The 24,869-nt window shown below is 52.2% G+C and carries 26 protein-coding genes; 8 read left to right on the top strand and 18 right to left on the bottom strand.

Annotated elements, in window-relative coordinates:
• Positions 1-8: 8 nt before the first annotated feature.
• Positions 9-1,151, top strand: a complete 1,143-nt coding sequence (locus LG200_RS10675) for an MFS transporter (RefSeq protein WP_226757615.1) — start codon at positions 9-11, stop codon at positions 1,149-1,151.
• 10 nt (positions 1,152-1,161) lie between these two features.
• On the top strand, positions 1,162-1,812 hold the full coding sequence (locus LG200_RS10670) for a retropepsin-like aspartic protease family protein (protein WP_226757614.1): 651 nt from the start codon (positions 1,162-1,164) through the stop codon (positions 1,810-1,812).
• Positions 1,813-1,879: 67 nt separating this feature from the next.
• Here LG200_RS10670 and folE2 read toward each other — a convergent pair whose 3' ends face one another.
• The 5 genes from folE2 to LG200_RS10645 form a co-directional block, all read right to left on the bottom strand.
• A complete protein-coding gene (gene folE2, locus LG200_RS10665; protein WP_226757613.1) occupies positions 1,880-2,683 on the bottom strand; it encodes a GTP cyclohydrolase FolE2 in 804 nt (267 codons plus the stop codon).
• Positions 2,684-2,730: 47 nt separating this feature from the next.
• Complete coding sequence (gene dxs, locus LG200_RS10660) at positions 2,731-4,575, bottom strand: 1-deoxy-D-xylulose-5-phosphate synthase (protein ID WP_226757612.1); 1,845 nt, start codon at positions 4,573-4,575, stop codon at positions 2,731-2,733.
• An 11-nt stretch (positions 4,576-4,586) separates the two neighbouring features.
• Positions 4,587-5,477, bottom strand: a complete 891-nt coding sequence (locus LG200_RS10655) for a polyprenyl synthetase family protein (RefSeq protein ID WP_226757611.1) — start codon at positions 5,475-5,477, stop codon at positions 4,587-4,589.
• Complete coding sequence (locus LG200_RS10650) at positions 5,474-5,728, bottom strand: exodeoxyribonuclease VII small subunit (protein WP_226757610.1); 255 nt, start codon at positions 5,726-5,728, stop codon at positions 5,474-5,476. The genes LG200_RS10655 and LG200_RS10650 overlap by 4 nt, the downstream gene beginning before the upstream one ends.
• A gap of 127 nt (positions 5,729-5,855) precedes the next feature.
• On the bottom strand, positions 5,856-6,521 hold the full coding sequence (locus tag LG200_RS10645; protein WP_226757609.1) for an alpha/beta hydrolase: 666 nt from the start codon (positions 6,519-6,521) through the stop codon (positions 5,856-5,858).
• A 359-nt stretch (positions 6,522-6,880) separates the two neighbouring features.
• Here LG200_RS10645 and LG200_RS10640 point away from each other — a divergent pair, with 359 nt between their 5' ends.
• Positions 6,881-7,645, top strand: coding sequence for an MBL fold metallo-hydrolase (locus LG200_RS10640; protein ID WP_226757608.1), 765 nt, complete (start codon positions 6,881-6,883; stop codon positions 7,643-7,645).
• Between the two features lie 12 nt (positions 7,646-7,657).
• Positions 7,658-8,737: a cyclic nucleotide-binding domain-containing protein gene (locus LG200_RS10635; RefSeq protein WP_226757607.1), complete on the top strand. Its 1,080-nt coding sequence runs from the start codon at positions 7,658-7,660 to the stop codon at positions 8,735-8,737.
• 173 nt (positions 8,738-8,910) lie between these two features.
• On the opposite strand, the gene LG200_RS10630 is transcribed toward LG200_RS10635, so the two are convergent.
• The 3 genes from LG200_RS10630 to LG200_RS10615 form a co-directional block, all read right to left on the bottom strand.
• Positions 8,911-9,333 (bottom strand): pilin, encoded by a 423-nt coding sequence (locus LG200_RS10630; protein ID WP_319004558.1) that lies wholly within the window; start codon positions 9,331-9,333, stop codon positions 8,911-8,913.
• Positions 9,334-9,548: 215 nt separating this feature from the next.
• A complete protein-coding gene (locus LG200_RS10620; RefSeq protein ID WP_226757606.1) occupies positions 9,549-10,082 on the bottom strand; it encodes an SRPBCC family protein in 534 nt (177 codons plus the stop codon).
• A gap of 53 nt (positions 10,083-10,135) precedes the next feature.
• Complete coding sequence (locus LG200_RS10615) at positions 10,136-11,092, bottom strand: YVTN family beta-propeller repeat protein (RefSeq protein ID WP_226757605.1); 957 nt, start codon at positions 11,090-11,092, stop codon at positions 10,136-10,138.
• Between the two features lie 206 nt (positions 11,093-11,298).
• On the opposite strand from LG200_RS10615, the gene LG200_RS10610 reads away from it, so the two are divergent.
• The gene (locus LG200_RS10610) at positions 11,299-11,826 is read left to right on the top strand and encodes an RNA pyrophosphohydrolase (protein WP_226757604.1); all 528 of its coding nucleotides are present in this window, start codon (positions 11,299-11,301) and stop codon (positions 11,824-11,826) included.
• Positions 11,827-11,886: 60 nt separating this feature from the next.
• Here the strand turns inward: LG200_RS10610 and asd are convergent, their stop codons facing one another.
• From asd to nadC, 6 genes are all read right to left on the bottom strand, one after another.
• Complete coding sequence (gene asd, locus LG200_RS10605; RefSeq protein ID WP_226757603.1) at positions 11,887-12,750, bottom strand: archaetidylserine decarboxylase; 864 nt, start codon at positions 12,748-12,750, stop codon at positions 11,887-11,889.
• 97 nt (positions 12,751-12,847) lie between these two features.
• Complete coding sequence (ilvC, locus tag LG200_RS10600) at positions 12,848-13,864, bottom strand: ketol-acid reductoisomerase (RefSeq protein WP_226757602.1); 1,017 nt, start codon at positions 13,862-13,864, stop codon at positions 12,848-12,850.
• A gap of 66 nt (positions 13,865-13,930) precedes the next feature.
• Positions 13,931-14,422, bottom strand: coding sequence for an acetolactate synthase small subunit (gene ilvN / locus LG200_RS10595; RefSeq protein ID WP_226757601.1), 492 nt, complete (start codon positions 14,420-14,422; stop codon positions 13,931-13,933).
• An 11-nt stretch (positions 14,423-14,433) separates the two neighbouring features.
• Entirely contained in the window at positions 14,434-16,140 is a 1,707-nt protein-coding gene (locus LG200_RS10590; protein WP_226757600.1) for an acetolactate synthase 3 catalytic subunit, read from the bottom strand.
• A 127-nt stretch (positions 16,141-16,267) separates the two neighbouring features.
• Positions 16,268-18,055 carry a GspE/PulE family protein gene (locus LG200_RS10585; protein ID WP_226757599.1) on the bottom strand — a complete coding sequence of 596 codons (1,788 nt, stop codon included), beginning with the start codon at positions 18,053-18,055 and terminating at the stop codon, positions 16,268-16,270.
• 47 nt (positions 18,056-18,102) lie between these two features.
• A complete protein-coding gene (gene nadC / locus LG200_RS10580; protein WP_226757598.1) occupies positions 18,103-18,966 on the bottom strand; it encodes a carboxylating nicotinate-nucleotide diphosphorylase in 864 nt (287 codons plus the stop codon).
• Positions 18,967-19,012: 46 nt separating this feature from the next.
• Here nadC and LG200_RS10575 point away from each other — a divergent pair, with 46 nt between their 5' ends.
• Positions 19,013-19,627 carry a glutathione S-transferase family protein gene (locus LG200_RS10575; RefSeq protein ID WP_226758238.1) on the top strand — a complete coding sequence of 205 codons (615 nt, stop codon included), beginning with the start codon at positions 19,013-19,015 and terminating at the stop codon, positions 19,625-19,627.
• 41 nt (positions 19,628-19,668) lie between these two features.
• On the opposite strand, the gene mnmA is transcribed toward LG200_RS10575, so the two are convergent.
• The 3 genes from mnmA to LG200_RS10560 form a co-directional block, all read right to left on the bottom strand.
• Complete coding sequence (gene mnmA, locus LG200_RS10570) at positions 19,669-20,751, bottom strand: tRNA 2-thiouridine(34) synthase MnmA (RefSeq protein WP_226757597.1); 1,083 nt, start codon at positions 20,749-20,751, stop codon at positions 19,669-19,671.
• Positions 20,752-20,761: 10 nt separating this feature from the next.
• Entirely contained in the window at positions 20,762-21,205 is a 444-nt protein-coding gene (locus LG200_RS10565; protein WP_226757596.1) for an NUDIX hydrolase, read from the bottom strand.
• Between the two features lie 126 nt (positions 21,206-21,331).
• On the bottom strand, positions 21,332-21,982 hold the full coding sequence (locus tag LG200_RS10560) for a YchE family NAAT transporter (RefSeq protein WP_226757595.1): 651 nt from the start codon (positions 21,980-21,982) through the stop codon (positions 21,332-21,334).
• A 159-nt stretch (positions 21,983-22,141) separates the two neighbouring features.
• Between LG200_RS10560 and LG200_RS10555 the strand changes: the two genes are divergently transcribed.
• Complete coding sequence (locus LG200_RS10555) at positions 22,142-22,732, top strand: Maf family protein (RefSeq protein ID WP_226757594.1); 591 nt, start codon at positions 22,142-22,144, stop codon at positions 22,730-22,732.
• Between the two features lie 14 nt (positions 22,733-22,746).
• Positions 22,747-24,198 carry a ribonuclease G gene (gene rng, locus LG200_RS10550; RefSeq protein ID WP_226757593.1) on the top strand — a complete coding sequence of 484 codons (1,452 nt, stop codon included), beginning with the start codon at positions 22,747-22,749 and terminating at the stop codon, positions 24,196-24,198.
• Between the two features lie 92 nt (positions 24,199-24,290).
• Here rng and LG200_RS10545 read toward each other — a convergent pair whose 3' ends face one another.
• The gene (locus tag LG200_RS10545) at positions 24,291-24,866 is read right to left on the bottom strand and encodes a YggT family protein (RefSeq protein ID WP_226757592.1); all 576 of its coding nucleotides are present in this window, start codon (positions 24,864-24,866) and stop codon (positions 24,291-24,293) included.
• Between the last annotated feature and the right edge of the window lie 3 nt (positions 24,867-24,869).

The raw sequence follows: 24,869 nt of genomic DNA, 5'->3' as shown, positions 1-24,869 counted from the left end.
AAGATATTGTGCAAACTCCCCTCCCTTACTGGCGGTTATCCGGATTCTATTTTGCTTATTTTGGTTTTGTGGGTGCGTTTACGCCTTTCTGGACCCTATATCTCAAGTCGCTGTCCTTTAATGCCTTCCAGATTGCCATCCTCATGTCGTTGTTTCAGGTGGCGCGGAGCTTTTCACCAAGTCTTTGGGGGTGGGTAGCGGATCGGCGCGGCCATCGAGTACCCATTATCCAGTGGCTGGCTGGTTGCAGCCTGCTGGCTTATCTTGGCGTCTTTTTCGGGGAAAGTTTCTATTGGCTTTTTGCCGTGATGCTAACCCTGAGTTTTTTCTGGAGCGCCTCTCTGCCGTTGATTGAGGCAGTGACTCTCGGTCACTTGGGTGACCGTCTTGATCGATATGGCCATATCCGCCTTTGGGGGTCTATCGGTTTTGTTTGTGCGGTGGTTGGCCTGGGCTATGCATTGCAGTATGCCGGCATGGCTGCATTGCTGTGGGTAATTTTTATTCTATTGGGAGCGGTATGGGCGCTTTCCTGGAGATTGTCAGATCCTCTGGTGACATTGCAGCGGGAGAGTGAGGGTTCGCTCTGGGCCATCATCAGGCGCAAGGAAGTGATGGCCCTGATGGCGGCATGTTTCACTATGTCTGCCGCACATGGGGTTTACTACACCTTTTACTCGATTTATCTTGTGGATCACGGCTACAGCAAGGGGGTGGTTGGCTGGCTATGGGCATTAGGCGTGATATGCGAGATTCTTGTGTTTCTCAACATGCCAAGATTGACAGCGATGTTTGGATTGCGTCGCATCATGCTGGGCAGCCTTTTTCTGGCGTTTGTGCGATTTTTTGTCATAGGCTGGGCAGTGGATGTCTGGTGGTTGATTGTATTGGCTCAAATATTACACGCAGCAACATTCGGCTCTTATCATGCGGCGGCCGTGGCCTTGACCCATCGATATTTCAAGGGGAAGCACCAATCCAAGGGGCAGGGGCTCTATACCAGCATTTCCTATGGGGTAGGAGGGACCATGGGGGCTGTGATTAGCGGTTTTGCCTGGGATAGCATAGGCCCAAGCTGGACATTTACTGCATCTGCACTCTGCGCTATGCTCGGGTTTATCTTTTTCATGTTCATGATGCGGAAAGACTAGGAGAGGCGCGATGAGGTGGGGATGGGTAGGATTGCTGTCATGTCTGTTGCCACAGTTTGCGCTGGCGGAAACCCAGATCAATGTGGTTGGACTTTTTCATGGCAAGGCCATACTCGTGATCAACGGTGGCAAGCCCAAGACCTTGTCCGAGAATGATGTGACGACTGAAGGCATCAGGCTGATATCGGCAGATAGCAATAAGGCTGTGCTCGAAGTGGAAGGCCGCCGACGTGAGCTGGAAATGGGGCAGGCCGTGTCTGTTGCTTCGATAGCTGGGACAGTCAATAGTGGTGGCAGTGTCACCATGTATGCTGACTCAGCCGGGCACCATTTTTCCGAGGGTCAGATCAACGGCGTAACCCTCAGGTTTCTGGTGGATACCGGGGCCTCTGCCATTGTGATGAATAGTGGCGATGCGCGCTATGCCAAGATCGACTACAAGAAAGGCGTGCCGGTTTCCGTGCAGACTGCCAATGGAGTTGCCCAGGCTTATCGGGTGGTGATCAATAGTGTGAAGCTGAATGGCCTGGTGCTGCATCAGGTGGATGGAATCGTGATGGAGGGTGGTTCTCCGGCGGTTGTTCTGCTTGGCATGAGTGCATTGAACCGGGTCGAGATGAAGCGCGATGGCATTGCTCTGACACTGACCAAGAAATATTGATCCGCGACATGGGCAATAAAAAACGGCAGACTGGGCTGCCGTTTTTTATTGCGGTGTTTTATATCTGTTAATTCTTGCGCTTGTCTTTCTCGATCAGTGCATAAGCAGAATGATTGTGGATGGATTCGAAGTTTTCTGATTCCACAGTGTAGGCATCGATCTTCTTCTCTGCATTCAGCTGTGCTGCTACATCCCGTACGATATCTTCAACAAACTTGGGGTTGTCATAGGCGCGCTCGGTCACATATTTCTCGTCAGGACGCTTGAGCAGGCCATAGACCTCACAAGATGCCTGGTCTTCCACCAGGCGGATGATGTCTTCCACCCAGATGAAGTCATTGATCAGGGCAGTCACGGTGACATGTGAGCGCTGATTGTGCGCACCATAATCAGAGATTTTCTTGGAACACGGGCACAAGCTGGTTACCGGTACCACAACTTTGACGGTAATGTCGTACTTGCCCTTGTTGATCTCGCCAACAAAAGTCACTTCATAGTCAGACAGGCTTTCAACACCGGAAACAGGGGCTGCCTTGTTGACGAAGTATGGAAAGCTCATTTCCACATGGCCGGACTCCGCGTCCAGGCGCTCAACCATGGCGCGCAAGATACTTTCAAAGGAGTCCACCGAGATCTCGCGCTCGTTCATGTTGAGAATCTCAACAAAACGCGACATGTGGGTACCCTTGAAATTATGCGGCAAGAAGACATACATGTTGAATGTAGCAACAGTATGCTGTACACCACCGGTCTTGTCTTTTACCTTCACCGGGTGGCGTATTGATTTGATCCCTACCTTGTCAATGGCAAGCTGCCGGGTGTCCGGGGTATTCTGCACATCTTCAATGGGAGGAATGGAGGGCTGGTTCATGTGGATCCTGGAAATCTAAAAGTTGTATTCGGTAATAGTTGAGTATACTACTTGGTTAATCTTTTCTCAATTGCAGCTGCAATGCCGTCTGCGTTAAGACCGCATTCTGCAAGCATGGTTTCATGCACACCATGTTCAATAAACTCGTCCGGCAGGCCAAGGCAAAGGATGGGCGTTTCCAACCCCAGCTCCTGCAAGGCTTCCATCACGGCAGCCCCAGCACCGCCCATGATGGCATTTTCTTCAACAGTGACAATCAACTCATGAGTGGTGGCCAATTCATTCACCAATGCTTTGTCTAATGGTTTGACGAATCGCATGTTGGCAACAGTGGCATCCAGCTGTTCGGCTGCCTGTAAGGATGGAAGCAACATGCTGCCAAAGGCAAGGATGGCAACTTTGCTGCCTGGCCTGCGAAGCTCACCCTGCCCAATGACAATGGCCTGCATGGTTTCTTGAATGACTGCCCCAGGACCACTGCCGCGTGGATAGCGCACAGCAGATGGCCCATCATGACGGTAGGCGGTGTATAGCATCTGCCTGCATTCATTTTCATCACTGGGTGTCATGATGATGATATTGGGGATGCAGCGCAGATAACTCAGGTCAAAGCTGCCCGCATGTGTGGGGCCATCTGCCCCCACCAGGCCAGCACGGTCTATTGCAAACATCACAGGCAGGTTTTGCAGGGCAATATCATGAATGAACTGATCATAGGCACGCTGCAGGAAAGTGGAGTAGATTGCGACCACCGGTTTCAATCCATCGCAGGCCATGCCTGCAGCAAATGTCAGCGCATGCTGCTCTGCGATGCCAACATCATAGAAGCGCTCAGGAAATTGCTCGGCAAAGGCATTGAGGCCGGAACCATCGCACATGGCTGGCGTGATGCCGATCAGGCGTCGGTCTTCAGCGGCCATGTCGACCAGCCAGTCGCTGAATATCTGTGTGTAGGTTTTTTTGCCTGTATTGGCGATGGAGCAGCCGTTGCTGGGATCAAATTTGCCAACACCATGGTATTTTCCAGGGTTGTCTTCCGCAGGCCGGTAGCCATGCCCCTTTTGCGTGGCGACATGCAGGAACTGCGGACCTTTGAGTTCGCGAATATTTTTCAGGGTGGCAATCAACACATCGATATCGTGGCCGTCGATAGGGCCGATATAGTTGAATCCAAACTCCTCGAACAGGGTGCCTGGCGTCATCATCCCTTTGACATGTTCTTCTGCACGCTTGGCAAATTCCCGCACTGGCGGAACCACGCCCAGCATTTTTTCCCCGGAGCGCCGCATGGTGGTGTAAAGCCTGCCGGAAAGCAGCTTGGCAAGATAATTCGTGAGTGCGCCCACATTGGGAGAAATGGACATGTCATTGTCATTCAGGATCACCAGAATGTTGGTATCCATGGCGCCTGCATTGTTCAAGGCTTCAAAAGCCATGCCAGCTGTCATCGCGCCATCGCCAATGATGGCGATGGACCGGCGATCAGATCCCGTTTTCTGTGCGGCTACCGCCATGCCTAATGCTGCGGAAATGGAGGTGCTGGAATGGCCGGTGCCAAAAGTGTCGTATTCACTTTCTGTGCGGCGAGGAAAGCCAGCAATGCCTTGCGGCTTGCGCAACCCTTCCATCAGCTCCCGGCGGCCAGTGAGTATCTTGTGCGGATAGGTTTGATGGCCCACATCCCATACCACGCGGTCTTCAGGCGTGTTGAAGACGTAATGCAGGGCGATCGTGAGTTCTACCACGCCCAAGTTGGATGACAGGTGCCCACCCGTCTGGGCGACACTGTTAATCAGGAATTCACGTAGCTGGTGGGCAAGTTCAGGCAGTTTTTTGCGATCAAGCTGGCGCAAATCATCGGGTGAGTTAATGCTTTCTAGCAGTGCATACATATTGAGTCCGCTCAAAAGCTACGTTGTGTAATGAATTGGGCTAGCTGACGCAGGCGGATGGCACTGTCACCATAACTTGCAAGGGGGGCCAGCGCATTTTCCAGTAGCTCTTGTGCCAGTTGTCTGGCGCGGTCTATGCCAAGAATCGTGACATAGGTCGGTTTGTTGCTGTCCGCATCCTTGCCGGCTGTCTTGCCCAGGGTCTCGCTGTCAGCTTCTGCATCCAGGATATCATCCACTACCTGGAAAGCCAGGCCTATCGATTGTGCATAGTGGTCGATCGCACTGAGGCGCTCGGCATCCACATCATCAGCACAATGTGCGCCCAGCAGTGCGGCAGCACGAATCAATGCCCCGGTTTTATGGATATGCATATATTCCAGCTCTGACTGATCCAGCTCTTTGCCTACACTCGCCAAGTCTATAGCCTGCCCCCCAGCCATTCCTCGTGAGCCGCTGGCAATGGCAAGCAGGTTTAGCATCTCCAGTTGACGTTCTGGAAAGGTGCAAAGCTGGGGAGTTGCCAAGGATTGAAATGCCAAGGTTTGTAAGGCATCGCCAACCAGCAATGCGGTGGCGTCGTCGTATTGCTTATGACAGGAAGGTTTGCCGCGACGCAGGTCGTCGTCGTCCATGCAAGGCATGTCATCGTGCACCAGGGAATAAGCATGGATCAGCTCGACAGCTGAAGCGGCGATATCCACTTTTTCCATGGGAGCGCCGCAGAGTTCGCCTGCCGCGTGGGCAAGCAATGCGCGCACACGCTTTCCGCCGCCCAGCACTGCATAGCGCATTGCTTCATGCAGTGTTTGTGGCGCAATATCAGAGGCGGGTAACAAGGTATCCAGTACTTGCTCCATGCGCTGTTGCGTATGGCGAGCCCAGCTTTGAAAATCAGTCATTTGGTATCGGTATAGGGTTGTAGCTGGTTGGATTCGCTGAGTATTCGCACTTGCTGCTCAACTTCTGCCAGTGATTTCTGGCAGTGTTGCAGTAATTCCGAGCCGCGTTTATAAGCTGCCAGAGATTGCTCAAGTGGCAACTGGCCCGACTCAATTTGTCCGACAATGCTCTCAAGTTCTGCCATTGCGTCTTCAAAACTCAAGGCCTCAAACATGCTGGCTTGTTGTTCCGTTTGTGCTTTTTTACTCATGAAACCAACCGCTGAAGGGACGGAACCGTAGCAAAATCATGATGTTTGGTCAAATGTCGGTGCCCCGGAATTGATGGAAAATTGGCGCTATTTTACGCCTAACGGTCCTGAGAGACCATGATTAAGTTCATGGATGTTGTAATAGCCTGGATTGCAGGAAGGTGCGGATATCATTGATTTCTTCCATGCAAACCGAGTGCGGCATGGAATATTCATGTAAATCCAGCGGATACCCTTGTGCTTGCAGAAATTCGGCTGATGCTTGATATCTATCCAGCGTGATCACGTTATCCAATGTTCCGTGAGCCATGAAAATAGGCAACGTCTTGTTGGCGGGGTTGCATTCTGCAGCAAGTTGCTCGCTCAGCGGCAGGTAGGTAGACAAGGCCAGTACACCGGCAAGAGGTTCTGGATATCTCAAGGCCGTATGCAGCGCGATGGCACCTCCTTGTGAAAATCCTGCCAGCACGATGCGGTTGACTGGAATGCCGCGCTTCGCTTCATTGGCAATCAATGCTTCGATTTGCTTTTGGCTTGCAGCAATGCCTTCGGCATCCTGCTTGAAGTTAGGGCCAAAACCATAAATGTCGTACCACGCCGGCATGGCGTAACCGTTATTCACCGTGACTGGCCGCACTGGTGCATGCGGCAAGATGAAGCGTGTATTTGGCAAGGCCAGTTCTCTTGCAACAGGAGCAAAGTCGTGGCCATCGGCCCCCAGGCCATGCATCCAGATAATGCTGTGGCGGATGGGTTCTTGTGAGGAAATCTCAATAAAATCTAGTAATTGCATAAGGGTGTTTTGAATCGTGAATGTGGTATTTTGCCATGATGTTGTAACTTGGACATGCATATCAGGGGTTTTGCATGGGAATATTTCCTTGAATTTCCCAGGTTGATGATGCCAATTGGCCTGGCTCTAGGTTCTCTGATTCATTGATATTGAATAGCCCCATGGTTTTTGTGATAGGCGGAATATTGAAGGCGGATAGCGAGCCAGGCGCAATGGCAAATGAGTTTATTGGGTGCAAATTGGCCTCCTGTTCTTGTCTTTGAGTCCGGCACCATAGCCGTTATGATGTGAAAGTTGGATGGGTTGCAGCAGCATTATTGATAGGGGGTATCAATTTTGAAGGCAAGCAAGGAGGATAAATGAAGGTTACAGTGCTCGGTTGTAGTGGCGGCATAGGCCAGGGATTGCAAACAACCTCTTTGTTGCTTGACGACGATATCCTGATTGATGCTGGCACCGGCGTTGGTGATCTTTCGCTGGAAGCACTTGCCGCGATTAACCATGTTTTCCTGACACATTCGCACCTGGACCATATTGCCTGCCTGCCTTTTCTGCTGGACAGTGTCATGAGCAGGCGATCAGCGCCTGTGACCGTGCATGCCCTGCCTGAAACAATAGAAGTATTGAAAACGCATGTTTTCAATTGGCACATATGGCCGGACTTCAACCAAATCCCGCATCAAGAACACCCGTTCCTGCAATATCAGCCTTTATCGCCTGGCAAGGCCCTGGGGTTGAATGGTCGGGTGATTACGGCTTTGCCGGCCAATCACTCAGTGCCTGCCGTTGGATATTTGCTTGATAACGGAGTCCAGAGTATCGCGTTCAGCGGGGATACAACCAGTTGCGATGCATTCTGGCAGCAAGTGAATCAAGTGGGGAACCTTGCCTGTTTGATTATAGAAACCTCTTTCAGCAATGCGGAAATTGAACTGGCCTGGGTTTCCAGACATTTGTGCCCATCCCTGTTGCTTGAAGGGCTGGACCAATTACATGGCAGGCCTCAGGTTTATATTACTCACCTCAAACCTGGCGAGGGCGACATCATCATGCAGGAAATTGCCGCTTGCCATCACCCTTTGAATCCGGCCCGCTTGCAGCAGGGGCAGGTCATTCATTTATAAGCCTGGTCAAACATGAACAATCTGGAATCATTCTTTCTACAACTCGAGCCTATCCTTGCCCTTTCCAAAGGCCGCTTGAAAGAATTGGCTGGCTTGTGCTTCATTGAGCATGTGAATCAGGATATAGACCCTTTGCGCATGAATGTGGTGAAAAGCCCGCAAGTGCTTTACCTGCTAAAGGGTGATCTGGGTTTGCGCTATGTGGATGGAAGCAAAAAGATACTGCGTGGCGGTAGTGAAGCAGCCAAGTATCCAGTGGGCTGTGGCTCCTTGCCCGTGAAAGATACCATTGCCTTGACCGAAATCCAGATAGTGCGGATAGACACCGACCTGCTGGATATCATGATGACCTGGGACCAGATCGCCGGTTATGGAAATAGTGCTCCACCTGCGTTGGCTGCAGTCAGCCATGGCAGTGGCAGATGGATGCAGGACACTGAGGTGTTCAGTGCCAGAAAATTGCAAAATGGACTGTTCAGCCGCCTGCCGCCTGCCAATATTGAGGAAATGTTCCGCAGGATGGAACCTATGCCGGTGAAAGCCGGGCAAGTTGTCATCAGGCAGGGGGAAGAGGGGGATTATTACTATCTCATCGATAGCGGCACAGCCCTGGTTAGCCGGCGGTCCGTGCCCAGCCAGCCGGATGCGCTGATTGCACAGTTGGAAGCAGGCTCTGCCTTTGGGGAAGAGGCGCTGGTTTCCAACAACAGGCGTAATGCCACCGTGTCCATGAAAGCTGATGGCATGCTGTTGCGATTAAGCAAGGAAGACTTCATTGAGTTATTGCAAGAGCCATTGTTGGCGAAGGTTTCGGTACCGGAAGCCGAGCAAATGATCAATGATGGGGCCATCTGGCTGGATGTGAGGTTGCCGGCCGAATATGCCTACCAGCACTTGCCAGGGGCCGTGAATGCACCATTGCATGAATTACGCAGCCTTGTTGGGCAATTGAACAAGGCACAGTCTTATATTGCCTATTGCCACACAGGCCGCAGGAGTTCCGCTGCCGCAATTATTCTGCTGGGGTATGGGTTCAATATACGGGTGCTGCAAAAGGGAATGCGAAATGGCGATGGATACCTTCGCCATTAGAGTAGGTGATGTATTGCCATATGGTGATAAAAGAAACAGGAGACAGGCCAGATAATCATGGCCTGTCTTCTGCGTGTATTGTATGGCGCAATGTCCGTTGGTTATTGCGCCCTATGCGTTGGCATCAATAAAAAGCCCCGGATACCCGGGGCTTAAGGATTGCGAAGGTTAGATTACTTACAAATTGGAGGGGAGTTGGTCTTACATGTTCCACCTGTTGTCCAAGAAATTCCTTTGTCAGCGTCAAAGACTGGTGTAAGAGTATATGTCTCACCATTTAGGCCATTTGCTGTTTTGGCTGTAGCAGTAATTACGCCATTAGCTGTTGCGAGTGATGCAACATATGGACTAACATCACTAGCAATATCTGCTGGAATGCCATTAGATCCACCGCTACATCCAGTTATTGTTCCTATGTCTTGTGCACAAACTTCCACTGCTGTTTTTAGTGCTTGGGTGGCTTGTGTTACTTCAGTGAATTTTGCTTTCTTTGTATAGTTTTGATAATTAGGTATAGCCACCGCTGCCAAAATACCAATAATAGCTACCACAATCATCAGTTCGATCAGCGTAAAACCTTGTTGTACTTTCTTCATTATTAATCCCCTTTGGAGTGAGTTTAAGTGGTTACGGCCTCAGTGGAAACCGCATGCTAAACATATGGCAATGAGCGTGCCAGTTTCTGTAGGATTTTTTTACTGTTTGAATTTAAAGTGATTTTTTGTGAACAATAAAAAAGCGGCGCTTGAAGCACCGCTTTTTTATTGCTTGGAACTGACAAATTTTGTCAGTTTGTGACAAGACGGGTCATTTATTTGCCTTCAGCAACTTTCTTCAGGTTGGCCAAGCCAGCGTCATAGACGCCATTGATTGCATCCAGGGCAGACTTGTCATCCTGGCCTGGAGGAATTGGCGGGTTGAGCTTGTACACGCGGTAGAAGCGGCCCATCCACTTGACTTCAGCCTTTCCGCCTTCAACAGCCTTGACCGAGATGGTGGAGTAATAGTCAGCCACTGGCAGTACGCCTTCAACAATACCGTACTTGAGTTGTTTGCCTTCTTCATCGAGGCTCTTCAGGTTTTCCAGCAAGGTGCCGCCGCCCTTGAGAGTGAGGAGGCGCAAAGTTTCCTCTTCACCTGCTTCGTTCTTTTTGGTTTCAAGTTTGGTGCTTTCAACTGCCGGATGCCATTTTTGCCAATTGCCGAAATCCTTGACCAATGCCCAGACCTTGTCGGGGCTGGCATCAATGATGACGGTTTTTTCTACCTTTTGTGGCGATGGGCCGTGGGCGGCGGCAGTCAGCGGCAGCATGCCGATAGCCAGCAGGGCGAGTAATTTCTTCATCTATAGTTCTCCATGTATTTAGCTAAAAAGTGGAACTGCTATGCAGGTCCTGATCAATGTGACGTCTTGAGTATAAACTGACCGAAAGCCCGGCTTTGCTTGCCTGTCGGGATGTTTTCGATAAGCTTATTGCTGCTGGCGTCTATCACTGAAACCGAGTTGTCGAACCAGTTGGCGACATAAATCCTGTTGGTGGAAGTATCGTAGTTGATCCCTTCCGGAAAACCGCCGACGTGAACCTTGGCAATTTCCTTGTCTTGCTGGAGGCTGATGACTGAAACCGTATCAGCCTGGGTGTTGGTGACATAGGCATATTGGCTGTCAGGGCTGACAGTCACACAATAAGGATGCTCACCAACTTTGATAACGCGGCTTTGATTGTTGTTTGTGTCAATGATGGACAGGCTATTTTCATACACATTGACTACATAAAGGTGTTGGCCATCCGGCCCAACGGTTACCCCGAACGGATGCGCCCCAGTGGCGATGCGGCCCAATATCTTGAGGGATGCGGTATCGATGATGGCGAGGTCGTTGCTATCCCGGTTTGCAACATAGAGTTTACTGCCGTCAGGACTGGTGGCGAGGCCTGCCGGCGCCTTGCCTATGCTGACTTCACGGCGCTGCTGGGTGTCTGCAGTGTTGATAATGAGTATGCGATTGTCATTCCAGTCGGCGACGTAAAGCGTGCTGCTGTCAGGAGAAAGGGCGATGCCTACGGGGGAACCGGGGATGTCAATGGAGTCAACCACTTGGTAGTTTTTAGTGTCAATCACGGAAACCGAGTGGCTATCCACATTGGTAATGAACACTTTGCTGAGCGCGGCAGAGATTGCTACACCTACAGGAGACTTGCCTACGGGGATGGTGGCAACCACTTGATGATTGGTCAGGTTGATGACAGATACAGTGTTGTCACCTTGGTTGGTGATGTAGGCCTCGTCAGCGCTGGCAGCGGAAAGGCTGAATGCAAAAATCGCAGTAATGACGAGAATGATGAATTGTTTCACTGGAGGTTGAGTTTTTCTGTCAATGATCTTTAAACGTGCTTGGACTGCTTCAGGTTGACTTGGCAGTATACGGGCGCGGTGCAAATAGCGTCAAGGCTTGATCCTGGGCCGGTTTTGACCTGATTGCCCGCTGTAATCAGGCGGTTATCCTTTCAATCTGGGGCGAAATATGGAAGAATTACGACAAATTAAAGAGGTATGTTGTCATGATAGATCGCGATGGATATCGCCCGAATGTAGGCATTATTTTATGTAATGCCCGCAATCAGGTGTTTTGGGGTAAGCGCATCCGCGAACACTCTTGGCAGTTTCCACAGGGTGGTATCAAGCATGGCGAAAGTCCTGAGCAAGCCATGTACCGTGAACTGATGGAGGAGGTTGGTCTGCGTCCCGAGCATGTGAAAATCCTCGGGAGGACCCGCGATTGGTTGCGTTATGAAGTGCCTACCAACTGGATCAAGCGTGAATGGCGCGGTAGCTACAAAGGGCAGAAGCAGATCTGGTTCTTGTTGCGTCTGGTTGGGCGCGATAGTGATGTGTCATTGCGTGCGACAGAACATCCGGAGTTTGATGCCTGGCGCTGGAGCGATTACTGGGTGGCGATGGACAGCGTAATTGAATTCAAGCGCGACGTGTATCGCTTGGCGCTCAAGGAGCTGTCGTCCCATCTTGGAGAGCGTCGCCGCCAGCAGCGCAATCATTTGCTGGATAAGCTGGGTGCGCCTATTCGTTAACCTTCTTATTTTTGCCGTATCGGAACCGCCCCTGGTCAGCAATGATCTGGGGCGGTTTTTTTATAGTTGATTCTCATGTGGAGAGGTTGCCATGGCCTCGCCCAGCCTGACAGTACGCGCAGGCGCCCAGGATGGGTTGAATGCCACTGCATCAGTTTGCGGAAACAGGAGTACGACAGTGGAGCCCAGCAGAAATCGTCCCATTTCCTCCCCTTGTTTCAAAAAGATATTGTGCCCACGGTAGTCCCAGGACTTGATCTTGCCCGGCCGTGGCGGGTTCACAATGCCATGCCAGACTGTTGCCATGCTTCCCACTATGGTGGCGCCGACCAATACCAGGACGAAATTTCCTTGCGTACTTGCAAACTCGCATACCACACGTTCGTTGCGTGCAAAAAGGCCGGGAACATCTTCTGCCGTTGCCGGGTTGACCGAGAACAGGTCACCGGGCACATAGGTCATGCTGAGTAGCTTGCCGTCACATGGCATATGGATGCGGTGATAGTCCCTAGGGCTGAGGTAAATGGTGGCAAAGCTGCCATCCTGGTATTGGGCGGCGATGTCCTTGTTGCCGCCAACGAGGGCGGTTGTGGAGTAACTGTGTCCTTTTGCCTGGAATATCTGGTCTGCTGTGATAAATCCAAACTGGCTGATGGCGCCATCTACAGGGCAGGTAAGTTTTGTGTTTGCCTGTGGGCGTGCTCCTGGACGCAACGCGCGCGTGAAGAAATCATTGAAGCTTGCATAGCTGCTGATATCCGGGTTGGCAGCTTCAGCCATGTTGACCTGATACCGTTGAACAAACCAGCGGATCACCGCCGTGGTGAGCCAGCCTGCCTGAGCATGCGCTAATTTGCCAGCAAAGGCAGTCAACGCCTGTTTGGGCGCGATATATTGAACCAGCACGGAAAAACGTTTGGACACTTTGGCCTCGTTAATAATTGCAGGACAGGGTAGTAGAAAAGCAAAAGAGGCAGGGCAGGCCCGGCCTCTTTCATAGTTTAACCGTTAACGGTCAAGCTTAGTTCTTGGACTGGTCAACCAGTTTGTTCTTGGCAATCCAAGGCATCATGGCACGCAGTTGGCCCCCCACCTGCTCGATTGGGTGAGCAGCATTGAGGCGGCGACGCGCAGTCATTGATGGATAGTTGGTGCGGCCTTCGAGGATGAACTGCTTGGCATAGTCACCGTTCTGGATGTTGGTCAGGCATTCCTTCATGGCAGCGCGGGCTTGGTCAGCAATGACGCGCGGGCCGGTCACGTATTCACCATATTCTGCATTGTTGGAGATTGAATAGTTCATGTTGGCGATACCGCCTTCGTACATGAGGTCCACAATCAGCTTCAGTTCATGCAGGCACTCGAAGTAGGCCATTTCTGGCGCGTAACCAGCTTCAACCAGGGTTTCAAAGCCAGCCTTGACCAGTTCAACTGCGCCACCACAGAGCACTGCCTGTTCGCCGAACAGGTCGGTTTCTGTTTCTTCGCGGAAGTTGGTTTCAATCACGCCGCCCTTGGTGCCGCCGTTTGCAGCTGCGTAAGACAGCGCGATATCCTTGGCCTTGCCGGAAGCATCCTGGTAAACAGCGATCAATGATGGCACGCCGCCGCCCTTGAGGTATTCGGAACGCACAGTATGGCCTGGGCCCTTCGGCGCGATCATGATTACGTCCATGTCCTTGCTGGGAACGATCTGGTTGTAATGGATATTGAAGCCATGGGCAAAGGCAAGGGCTGCGCCCTTTTTGAGGTTAGGCTCAATGTCTGCCTTGTAGATTTCAGCCATGGTTTCGTCTGGCAGCAATACCATGACAACATCGGCACCAGTCACGGCATCCTTGATTTCCTTCACATCATGGCCTGCGTTAACAGCCTTGGCAAAGGAGCTGCCATCCTTGCGGGCACCGATAGTCACAGTGGCGCCGGAGTCCTTCAGGTTTTGTGCGTGGGCATGGCCTTGTGAGCCGTAACCAACGATAGTGACCTTGAGTTTCTTGATTAAGGACAGGTCTGCGTCTTTGTCGTAATAGACTTTCATTTTTTACCTTTCAATACAAATGGTTTACTGCGGATCATGCTGCACGCATGGCCCACAAATTCGGTTTCAAAGCTTGAGGATACGGTCGCCGCGACCTATGCCGGATGCGCCGGTGCGGACGGTTTCGAGAATGGCAGCGTTGTCCAGAGCTTCCAGGAAAGCATCCAGCTTGGAGCCGGAGCCTGTCAGTTCTATGGTGTAACTGCCGTCTGCAACATCAATGATGCGGCCACGGAAAATGTCACACATACGCTTCATTTCATCGCGGAACGGGCCGGTGGCCTTGACTTTGACCAACATCAGTTCACGCTCGATAAAGCGGCCGTCGTTGAGGTCCAGAACCTTGACCACATCAATTAACTTGTTGAGTTGCTTGATGATTTGCTCAATCACGTCGTCCGATCCGGAGGTGACGATGGTCATTCGTGACAATGTGGCATCTTCGGTGGGTGCCACGGTCAGGGATTCGATATTGTATGCACGTGCGGAAAACAAGCCAGCCACGCGGGAGAGTGCGCCAGCTTCATTTTCCATCAATATTGAGATGATGTGTTTCATGCTTGATCTTCTTACAGTTCTTCAGCCAGAATAATTTCAGACAGGCCCTTGCCGTTTGGCACCATGGGGAACACGTTCTCGTTCTGGTCCGTGAGGAAGTTCATGAAGACAAACCTGTCCTTGAGGTTGAATGCCTCAGTCAGTGCGCCTTCCACATCTCCCGGCTTCTCGATGTTCATACCGACATGGCCATAGGATTCTGCCAGCTTGACGAAATCGGGCAAGCTGTCCATATAGGATTCAGAGTAGCGATTCTCGTAGAAGAACTGCTGCCACTGACGCACCATGCCCAGATAGCGGTTATTGAGCAGGATGACCTTGATCGGCAGGTGGAACTGCTTACAGGTGGACAGCTCCTGGATGTTCATCTGGATGCTGCCTTCGCCGGTGACACAGGCAACCTGCGCGGTGGGGTCAGCAAACTGTACGCCCATGGCGTAAGGCAGGCCCACACCCATGGTGCCAAGGCCGCCGGAGTTGATCCAACGACGCGGCTTGTCGAATTTGTAGTATTGCGCCGCCCACATCTGGTGCTGGCCAACATCTGAAGTCACGTAGGCATCGCCCTTGGTCACTTCCCACAGTTTTTCTATCACATACTGTGGCTTGATAATCTCGCTATTGCGATTGTAGGAAAGACAGTTGCGGCCACGCCATTCCTCAATCTGGGTCCACCAGGCCTTGAGGGCTGCTGCATCAGGAGCACGGGTTTCTGCATCCAGCAACTCGTTCATCTCGGTCAGCACTGACTGTACATGGCCCACGATAGGCACATCCACTTTCACGCGCTTGGAAATGGACGATGGATCCACATCAATGTGAATGATGGTACGGTTTTTGTTGAAAAAGTGCTCTGGATTGCCAATCACGCGATCATCAAAGCGAGCGCCAATCGCGACCAATACATCACAGTCCTGCATGGACATATTGGCTTCAAGCGTGCCGTGCATGCCCAGCATGCCGACAAACTGCTTATCAGTGGAAGGGTATCCGCCCAGACCCATCAGTGTGTTGGTGACAGGGAAGCCCAGTCTCCGTGCAAGCTTGATCAACTGCTCAGAGGCATCTCCCAGCACGACACCGCCGCCAGAATAGATCATGGGGCGCTTGGCATCCAGCATGAGCTTGATCGCCTTCTTGATCTGGCCTGAGTGGCCCTTCAGGATAGGCGTATAGGAGCGCAGTTCCACTGACTTTGGATACTCGAAATCGGCAAGCTGGGCAGTGATATCCTTGGGGATATCCACGACTACTGGGCCAGGCCTGCCTGTCGCAGCTATGAAGAAAGCCTTCTTCATAGTGGTTGCAATATCCTTGATATCCTTGACCAGGAAGTTATGTTTTACACATGGGCGGGTGATCCCGATCATGTCGACTTCCTGGAAGGCATCCAGGCCGATGGCTGGCGTAGGCACCTGACCACTGATCACGACCAGTGGGATAGAGTCCATATACGCAGTCGCAATGCCAGTAATAGCATTGGTAGCACCAGGGCCTGAGGTAACGAGGGCAACACCGACTTCACCAGTGGCGCGTGCATACGCATCAGCTGCATGGACCGCTGCTTGCTCATGACGGACCAGGATGTGCTTGAACTTGTCCTGAGTGAAAATTGCGTCGTAAATATTGAGCACCGCACCGCCGGGATAGCCGAAAACGAATTTTACGTTTTCTTCATGCAGGCAACGGATGACGATTTCTGCGCCAGATAATTCCATAGATATTGCTTGTTATGCCAAGAGTTCGGGAAACGTAGAACACTAACGGTTTGCGCCGATTTGGTCAAGGATGATTAACGGCTAAATGCCTTTAAATCAGTGATATTCAAGAAAGATTTGTTGCTGCTCAATCCATGGGAGGTGGCGCCACTTTGAGTAGCTCTTCTATTGTAGTGATGCCCGCCGCTATTTTTTCTGCACCATTGATCATGAGGGGTTGCATCCCCTGCTTGTGAGCCTGCGCCTTGATGTTTGTCAGGTCTGCATCATGTGTAATGAGTTTTTTGAGCGTCGAGTCTATGGAAAGCATTTCATAAATACCGCTACGCCCACGATAGCCGGTCATGCGGCATTCCAGGCAACCATTGGCCACATGGATCTGTTTTGGCTTGGGCAGTTTCCATGCACCTACCAGTTCATCCCAGCGCGATTGGGAGATGGTGGAGGGCGTTTTGCAATGCGGGCAAAGCGTACGCACCAGGCGTTGGGCCATGATGCCGATGACCGCCGAGTGTATCAAGTACGGAGGCACGCCCAGGTCAAGCAGCCGCGTCACTGCTGAAGGAGCATCGTTGGTATGCAAGGTGGATAGCACCAGGTGGCCGGTCAGTGCAGCTTGTATCGCCATTTCCGCAGTTTCGACATCGCGGATTTCGCCCACCATGATGATGTCGGGATCCTGGCGCAGCAGTGTACGAACCCCATCGGCAAAACTCAGGCCTATATTTTGTTGTACCTGCATCTGGTTGAATGCGGGCTCGACCATTTCTATCGGGTCTTCAATCGTGCAGACATTGACCTCCGGGGTTGCCAGCAGCTTGAGTGTTGAATAAAGCGTGGTGGTTTTGCCTGAGCCTGTTGGCCCTGTCACCAATACGATCCCGTTGGGTGTTTGCGTCCACTGTTTCCATTGTTGTGCCTGGCTGCTGGAGAATCCTAGTTCTATAAAGTCCTTGACCAGGATTTCCGGTGTGAAGATACGCATCACCAGTTTTTCACCAAACGCAGTCGGCATGGTGGAAAGCCGTAACTCGATTTCCTCGCCTTCATCAGTCAAGGTCTTGATGCGACCATCCTGCGGACGGCGTTTTTCCACCATGTCCATACGGCCGAGCAGCTTGATGCGGCTGGTGATGGCATTCATGATGGCAGTGGGCAATTGGTAAACCTGGTGCAGCACCCCATCGATACGGAAACGCAATATGCCCATGTTGCGCCGGGGCTCCAGGTGGATATCGCTGGCACGTTGCTCAAAAGCGTACTTGAACAGCCAATCTACGATGTTGACCACATGCTGTTCGTTGGCATCCAGGTTTTTGTTCTTGCCCAGCTCAACCAACTGTTCAAGGTTCTGCACGCCTATTACTTGGCCAGCCTTCGCCGTGTTGGCAAGGTTGATCGAGTTGGCGAGGTTGTAGACCTCGGGCAGGTAGCGGTTGATTTCGCGTGGGTTGGCCACTACCAGGCGAATCTTCAGGCGCAGGATGCGCTCCAGATCAGGTATCCATTCTGTAAAAAACGGTTCAGCCGTGGCGATGACGGCCTCGTTGTTGCTGACCTTGATGGGCATGATCTTGAGGCGTTCGGCGTAGGCCTTGGAGATCACCTGGGCGATCGAGCCGAAATCCAGCTTGAGCGGATCTATATGGTAGTAATCAAGCTCAGCCCGCTTGGCCAGCCAGGCAGTCAGGGCTTCAATGGATAACACCTTGTTGGGAGTGGTGAGGTTTTTCCATTTTTGCTCGCCGATGATGATGAGCGGGTGCAGGTTGGAGCTATCCAGCCTGCGATCCTTGTAAAGCTGCTCCGCCTGCAGCTTGTGCAGCAGGCCATCATTCACCAACATGCGCAAGGCATCACCCAGCGAAAGGCGGCCTGGTGCCGGTTGGAATATCGGGATGGGTTGTTGGCTCATGGTGGATTTATACTAAAGACTCTCCGGTGAAAAGTCGATCTGCCTTTTTACTCTTTGAAACGCATCGAAAGGTCTATGGCATGTACATGTTTGGTCAGGCTGCCAATCGAAATGCGGTCTACCCCCGTCAAGGCAATCTCGCGTACGTTGCCAAGTTCTATGCCGCCGGATGCTTCAAGCACTGCCTGGCCCTGTGTGATGCGCACGGCTTCCCGTAACTGTTCCAGGCTGAAATTATCCAGCAGGATAAGGGTGGCACCAGCGTTGAGGGCACTCTGCAGCTGATCCAGTGTTTCCACTTCTATCTGTATGGGCACATCGGCATTCAGGTCCCGCGCATTTTGCAGGACAGCTTCTATGCTGCCAGCGGCGGCAATATGGTTTTCCTTGATCAGGATACCGTCATAAAGCCCTATGCGCTGGTTGAGTCCGCCTCCTGTCCGGACCGCGTATTTTTGCGCAAGCCGCAAGCCGGGCAGGGTTTTGCGGGTGTCCATGATACGCGCCCTGGTGCCAGCGATGGCATCGACGTAGCGCCGTGTCATGGTTGCCGTGGCCGAGAGCGTCTGCAGGAAATTGAGTGCACAGCGTTCAGCTGTGAGCAAGGCACGGGCGGGACCTTGTATTTCACAAACCACTTGTCCGGCATTGATCGGGCTGCCTTCCTCGACTTGCCAATCCAATATGATGCTGCGGGAAATGTGCTGAAAGCAGGCCGTGGCCCATGGTATGCCGCACACGATAGCGTCTTCCCGGCTGATAATGGTGGCTTGGGCCAGCTCCCCGACCGGTACAAGTTGTGCTGTCACATCGCCTGTGCCGACGTCTTCAATGATTGCCCGCTCTATATCGGCTTCAATGGCTGACTGGAGGGCGTGAGATAGTTGTGTGCTGTTGAATGTCGGATCCATGATTTACATTATAATGCAGGCATTACAATCTCTGCGCTTGATCAAGATGAAGCTTCTGTATTCCAACACCAGTCCTTATGCCCGCAAAGTACGCATCGTGGCCAGTGAAAAGCGCATTGATGTCACCATGGTACCTGTGGTGCTTGCCGACCCTGAATGCCCGGTGAATGACCATAATCCCTTGGGCAAAATTCCGGTGCTGATTCTGGCCGATGGCGATAGCCTTTATGACTCGCGAGTCATTGTGGAGTATCTGGATAACCGCACCCCGCTTGCCCACCTGATTCCGCAGGATCATTCCGGCAAGATCTGGGTCAGGCGCTGGGAGGCGTTGGCCGATGGTGTGTGCGATGCCGCCATTGCTGCAGTGATGGAAGGACGCCGCCCTGAAGCCATGCAAGATGCTGCCATTATTGCGAAGCAGCTTGGCAAGGTCGAGCGTGGTCTGAGAGTGCTCAATGACGATCTTGGCAAGAACAAGTGGTGTGTCAATGATGCCTTCAGTCTTGCGGACATTGCGCTAGGCTGCGTGCTGGGCTATCTGGACTTGCGTTACCAGCATCTCGACTGGCAACAGGCCTATCCCAATCTGGCACGGCATTACGCTGCACTTATGAAGCGGGCTTCATTCCGGGATACTGCGCCGCCTGTTACTATGTAGGTTTTCCTGGCACATTCTTTGTTGCACAAACCTTCTGCACTTTACAGTGCAGAGGTGATGATGCCGCCGCCAAGGCAGACGTTGCTCTCATAGACAACTACCGATTGTCCGGGAGTGATGGCCCACTGGGCATGGCCGAAGCGGATTTCGGTGATATCGCCTTCCAGCCTTTCAATTTCACAGGGAGCATCAGGCTGGCGATATCGCGTCTTGGCCGCATATACCCAGTGAGTTTTGGGATTCTCTCCTGCAATCCAGTGCAGGTTGCTGGCTGTCAGGCCATCATTCAGAAGCAATGGATGGTCATGCCCCTGTACCACAATCAATACATTGCGTTGCATATCCTTGCCTGCCACAAACCAGGGTTCGCCACTGCTTTCACGCGAACCGCCTATGCCCAGGCCCTGGCGCTGGCCCATGGTGTAATACATCAGTCCATTGTGCTGGCCTACTACCTGACCGTCCGGAGTCTGCATCTCGCCCGGTGTGCGCGGCAGGTAACGACTCAAGAATTCCTGGAACGGGCGCTCGCCAATAAAGCAGATGCCGGTGGAGTCCTTTTTCTCGCTGGTGGGCAGTTCTGCGCGCCGTGCGATCTCGCGCACTTCCCGCTTGGGCAGATGGCCCAGCGGGAACAAGGTTTTGGACAGTTGCGCCTGATTGAGCCGGTGCAGAAAATAACTTTGGTCCTTGGTGCCGTCATCAGCTTTCATGAGCTGATACAGGCCATTACGCTCCCGTACCTGCGCATAGTGGCCGGTCGCCATCAAGTCTCCACCCAGCGCCATGGCGTGGTCAAGAAACGCCTTGAACTTGATCTCTGAGTTGCAGAGGATATCTGGGTTCGGCGTGCGGCCTGCACTGTATTCTTCCAGGAAGTTTGCGAATACCCGTTCCTTGTATTCCTTGCTGAAATTGACCGCTTCTATCTCTATGCCTAGTTTGTCGGCAACCGCGACCGCATCAATCAGGTCCTGCTTGGCAGGACAATATTCGTCTGTGTCGTCATCCTCCCAGTTTTTCATGAACAGGCCGACCACTTCATAGCCTTGTTCCTTCAGCAATAATGCGGTGACTGATGAGTCGACCCCGCCGGACATGCCGACGATAACCTTTTTCTTCATGATGCGCGTTCTATAGGTGTGTAATCACGTTGAGGGGGAAATGTTGTCCCGCCAGATAATGTTCTATGCAAGTCAGCACTTGCGGGCTTCTGTGTTGCTCGCGACAGGCGCGTATTTCTTCCGGGGTCAGCCATAGTGCCCGTAATATCCCATCATCGAGTTTCTGCTCCGGGCGATGGTCATCCACATTGCCGATAAAGGCAAAGCGCAGGTAAGTGATATCCTTGAGCGGATGACGCCAATGGTAGATGCCGAGCAGGTTTTTGGGGACGAAGCGGTAAGCGCTTTCCTCACGGGTTTCCCTTACCACGGCCTCAATTAATGTCTCGCCATTCTCAACATGGCCTGCAGGCTGGTTGAGGCGTATGCCTTCTGCGGTTTCTTCCTCGACCAGGAGAAAGCGTCCGTTTTGTTCAACAATGGCGGCAACAGTGGTATTGGGCTTCCAGATCATGGGTATTTATCGTGTGAGGCTCTTCAACAAAATATGATGGCAAGGCACAGCGATGCCGATATTACATTGGTACGGCAATGAGCCGGAGCATAGTCAGCTGGTTTGTTCCTGCGTAAACCCATAATTTTACAGCGGGATTGCTGATGAAGCCAGCGATGGAAACAGTCCGCTGATGCCGTGTGCAATAAATTCGACCGCCATTGCGGCCAGTATCAGCCCCATCAGGCGGGTCACCACATTGATGCCGATGATGCCCAGACGATGTGCAATATGCATGGACAGGCGCAATGCCAGCCAGATTGCCAGGCAGACTGCAGCAATTGGCAGTGCAAGCGAAATATGACCCCAAAAGCTGCCGCTCTGCTGGGCGGTGATAATCATGCTGCTGATAGCGCCAGGGCCTGCAAGCAAGGGGATGCTTAATGGCACTACAGCGATCACATTACGTTCAGCAGTCTCTTGGGCTTCTTCCGGTGTTTGTCGTGTGGTACTTTGCTTGCCATGCATCATGGAGATTGCGATCAGCATCACGAGAATGCCACCCCCTACCTGGAAAGAGGGGATGCTGATACTGAAGAATTCCAGGATACTTTCACCCAACAGGGCCGACACAGTCAGCACGATAAATACGGTAATGGCCACGGTATTGGCCGTGTGAGTCCTGTCTTTGGCCGGCCATCCGTCAGTGGCGCTGATGAAAATCGGGATGACGCCTATCGGATTGACGATGGCAAATAACGCAATAGCTATTTTGAAAAGAAGTGCCCATTCTGCCATTGTCGACTCCTTGGTCAGCTTGTTGTCAGTCAATGTAATCAGTTAGTATCTTCGCCCTTGGGCTTAGCTGACACGGTGTTTATGGCTGGTTTTTGCCAGGTCATGAAAGTTGCCTGTGGCTGGATAGGATAGCAGGCCTTAATAGAGGAGTGTTTAAGTATGAGCCGGATTTATCTCGCTTCCAGATCGCCAAGACGTGCTGAGCTGCTTCAGCAGATAGGCATTGAAGCTAGAATATTACCTTCTGAAATAGACGAGTCTGTATATAATGCAGAGGGTGCCTCCGAGTATGTGCAGCGCTTGGCAGCGGAGAAAGCTGCCGCTGGTGCAGCCTTGCTGCTGGAAGTTGACCTGCCAGTCTTGGCAGCCGATACCACGGTGTGTGTTGATGGCCGGATATTGGGAAAACCGGAAAGCGATGAAGATGCCTATGGCATGCTGAAGCTCATGTCCGGGCGCTGGCATGAGGTGTATACAGCGATTGCGGTATTATCACCATTGGGCCTTGAACTGGCGCTTTCAGCGACCAGCGTGAAAATGGCCGAGTTGCCGGATACCTTGATTGCCGAATATGTTGCTACTGGAGAGCCGCGCGACAAAGCGGGCGCTTATGGCATACAGGGATTGGGAGGGACGCTGATTGAGAGAATTGAGGGTAGCTACTCCGGCGTGATGGGCCTGCCCCTGTTTGAGACGGCGAGATTACTGAGAAATGCTGGCATTGCCATACCGGCCGTGCGGAATAAATAAGTATTGATGGTGAGATGAGCGAAGAAATTCTAATCAATGTAACACCGCAGGAAACACGCGTTGCCATCATAGAACAGGGAGTGCTGCAGGAGCTGCATGTCGAGCGTGCTACCTCTCTCGGGCTGGTGGGTAATATCTACCGGGGCAAGGTGTGCCGTGTGTTGCCAGGCATGCAATCGGCTTTTGTAGAAATTGGTTTGCAGCGTGCAGCTTTCCTGCATGTAGCGGATATTCTCGAGTGCTGTAGTCCGGAGAAGGAAAAGCCGATACAGGAAGTGCTGCATGAAGGGCAGCCGCTGATGGTACAGGTGATCAAGGAACCTATTGGTACCAAGGGCGCACGCCTGACCACACAGATCAGTATTGCCGGTCGTTTCCTGGTTTATCTCCCGCAACAGCAGCATATAGGGGTTTCGCAGCGGATAGAGGACGAAGCTGAGCGCGAGTTGCTGCGTGAACGCTTGATCCGCCTCCTGCCGGAAGACCGTAAGGGTGGCTACATCATACGTACCATGTCTGAAGCGGCAACCGATGAAGAGTTGCTCGCTGATATCGATTATCTGCAAAAGGTCTGGAGCAATATCCAGGCTGCGAGCCATGGTGCGGCCGACCGGTCATTGGTGTTCCAGGACCTGGACCTGCCCATGCGCGTATTGCGGGATGTGGTCAATGAGGAAACCGAGCGTATTCTGGTGGATTCGCGCGAGACTTATCAAAAGCTCCTCGATTTTGCCGAGCATTATGCCGTTGGCGCAGTCAAGCGGCTTGAGCATTATCAAGGTGAGCGCCCACTGTTCGATATGTATCACGTCGAACATGAGATCAATAAGGCGATGTCACGCAAAGTGGAACTTAAGTCTGGAGGCTACCTGATTTTTGACCAGACGGAAGCCTTGACCACGGTGGATGTGAATACCGGTGGTTTTGTCAGTGGACGTAGTTTGTCCGACACGATCTTCAAGACCAACCTGGAGGCTTCCCAATGTATTGCACGTCAGCTGCGCGTGCGAAACCTGGGTGGCATCATCATCATAGACTTCATCGATATGGATGAAGAGGAACAGCGAACAGCCGTGCTGGCTGAACTGAAGAAGGCCGTGTTCAAGGACAGGGCACGTACCGGTGTGAATGGCTTCTCGACCCTGGGACTGGTGGAAATGACCCGCAAGCGCACACGGGAAAGCCTGGCGCATATCCTGTGCGAGCCTTGCCCATCATGCAAGGGGCGCGGGGAAGTCAGAACGGCACAGACCATGTGCTATGAAATCTTCCGTGAGCTGCTGCGCAATGCCAGGCAGTTTACGGCCCGTGAATTCCGGATACTGGCTTCTACCAAAGTGATAGACATGTTGCTGGATGAAGAGTCCCAGAGCTTGGCCAATCTCTCTGATTTTATCGGCAAGCCTATTTCATTGCAGGCTGAAACGCAGTACGCACAGGAAACTTACGATATTGTGCTGATGTAGGATTGAGTAATGCCATTCAAATAAAAAGCCGATCCCACAGTCGGCTTTTTATTTGGCGGTTTGTTTTGTGTTGGATTTAAAACAAGTGGTTTTTAAAACAGGCGCAGAAGTTGTTGTTCTGTTGGCGTGATCATGACGATCAGCAGCAGTTCGGCTACGATAAACACCACTAAAGGTGTGAGGTCAAATCCGCCGGCTGTTGGGATGCGATTGCGCAAGGGCTTGAGCAATGGGCGGGTCAGTGCTTCCAATACCGGTGTGATAATGGTGTAAGGGTTGATCCAGCTCAGAATTGCCTGTAGCAGCACGGCATAGAGAAAAATATAGATACTGAGCTTGAGCAGCCCGACCAGGGCCAATCCCAGAAGTGCAATCCAGATGGTGTTGCCTGCGACCAGCAATGGAAAGTCCCGTATCCAGAGTGAGCCTACTTGCAGCAGAAATTGGGCGATGTAGGCCAGCAGCAGAGTGGAGGTGTCCAGTCCGCCTATGCCAGGGACAAACCGGCGTATCGGTTTGACGGCAAAATTGGTGACGGCAACCACTGCCTGGGAAACCGGGTTATGGAAAGGGGCTCGGGTCACTTGCAGATAGAAGCGCAGCAATAGCGCCAGCGTGAACAGTCCTAGCAGTGTATGCAGCAGGAATTGCAGGGCATTATCTATCATACT

The organism is Methylobacillus caricis (assembly GCF_020532705.1).
GTDB lineage: Bacteria > Pseudomonadota > Gammaproteobacteria > Burkholderiales > Methylophilaceae > Methylobacillus > Methylobacillus caricis.
This window is presented reverse-complemented; position numbering and strand designations above follow the sequence as displayed.

What these genes read in the sequence shown, in the direction of transcription:
- LG200_RS10670 (WP_226757614.1), top strand. Translation starts at nt 1,162, where the DNA reads ATGAGGTGGGGATGGGTAGGATTGCTGTCATGTCTGTTGCCACAGTTT.
- folE2 (WP_226757613.1), bottom strand. Translation starts at nt 2,683, where the DNA reads ATGAACCAGCCCTCCATTCCTCCCATTGAAGATGTGCAGAATACCCCG.
- dxs (WP_226757612.1), bottom strand. Translation starts at nt 4,575, where the DNA reads ATGTATGCACTGCTAGAAAGCATTAACTCACCCGATGATTTGCGCCAG.
- LG200_RS10655 (WP_226757611.1), bottom strand. Translation starts at nt 5,477, where the DNA reads ATGACTGATTTTCAAAGCTGGGCTCGCCATACGCAACAGCGCATGGAG.
- LG200_RS10650 (WP_226757610.1), bottom strand. Translation starts at nt 5,728, where the DNA reads ATGAGTAAAAAAGCACAAACGGAACAACAAGCCAGCATGTTTGAGGCC.
- LG200_RS10645 (WP_226757609.1), bottom strand. Translation starts at nt 6,521, where the DNA reads ATGCAATTACTAGATTTTATTGAGATTTCCTCACAAGAACCCATCCGC.
- LG200_RS10640 (WP_226757608.1), top strand. Translation starts at nt 6,881, where the DNA reads ATGAAGGTTACAGTGCTCGGTTGTAGTGGCGGCATAGGCCAGGGATTG.
- LG200_RS10635 (WP_226757607.1), top strand. Translation starts at nt 7,658, where the DNA reads ATGAACAATCTGGAATCATTCTTTCTACAACTCGAGCCTATCCTTGCC.
- LG200_RS10630 (WP_319004558.1), bottom strand. Translation starts at nt 9,333, where the DNA reads ATGAAGAAAGTACAACAAGGTTTTACGCTGATCGAACTGATGATTGTG.
- LG200_RS10620 (WP_226757606.1), bottom strand. Translation starts at nt 10,082, where the DNA reads ATGAAGAAATTACTCGCCCTGCTGGCTATCGGCATGCTGCCGCTGACT.
- LG200_RS10610 (WP_226757604.1), top strand. Translation starts at nt 11,299, where the DNA reads ATGATAGATCGCGATGGATATCGCCCGAATGTAGGCATTATTTTATGT.
- ilvC (WP_226757602.1), bottom strand. Translation starts at nt 13,864, where the DNA reads ATGAAAGTCTATTACGACAAAGACGCAGACCTGTCCTTAATCAAGAAA.
- ilvN (WP_226757601.1), bottom strand. Translation starts at nt 14,422, where the DNA reads ATGAAACACATCATCTCAATATTGATGGAAAATGAAGCTGGCGCACTC.
- LG200_RS10590 (WP_226757600.1), bottom strand. Translation starts at nt 16,140, where the DNA reads ATGGAATTATCTGGCGCAGAAATCGTCATCCGTTGCCTGCATGAAGAA.
- LG200_RS10585 (WP_226757599.1), bottom strand. Translation starts at nt 18,055, where the DNA reads ATGAGCCAACAACCCATCCCGATATTCCAACCGGCACCAGGCCGCCTT.
- nadC (WP_226757598.1), bottom strand. Translation starts at nt 18,966, where the DNA reads ATGGATCCGACATTCAACAGCACACAACTATCTCACGCCCTCCAGTCA.
- LG200_RS10575 (WP_226758238.1), top strand. Translation starts at nt 19,013, where the DNA reads ATGAAGCTTCTGTATTCCAACACCAGTCCTTATGCCCGCAAAGTACGC.
- mnmA (WP_226757597.1), bottom strand. Translation starts at nt 20,751, where the DNA reads ATGAAGAAAAAGGTTATCGTCGGCATGTCCGGCGGGGTCGACTCATCA.
- LG200_RS10565 (WP_226757596.1), bottom strand. Translation starts at nt 21,205, where the DNA reads ATGATCTGGAAGCCCAATACCACTGTTGCCGCCATTGTTGAACAAAAC.
- LG200_RS10560 (WP_226757595.1), bottom strand. Translation starts at nt 21,982, where the DNA reads ATGGCAGAATGGGCACTTCTTTTCAAAATAGCTATTGCGTTATTTGCC.
- LG200_RS10555 (WP_226757594.1), top strand. Translation starts at nt 22,142, where the DNA reads ATGAGCCGGATTTATCTCGCTTCCAGATCGCCAAGACGTGCTGAGCTG.
- rng (WP_226757593.1), top strand. Translation starts at nt 22,747, where the DNA reads ATGAGCGAAGAAATTCTAATCAATGTAACACCGCAGGAAACACGCGTT.
- LG200_RS10545 (WP_226757592.1), bottom strand. Translation starts at nt 24,866, where the DNA reads ATGATAGATAATGCCCTGCAATTCCTGCTGCATACACTGCTAGGACTG.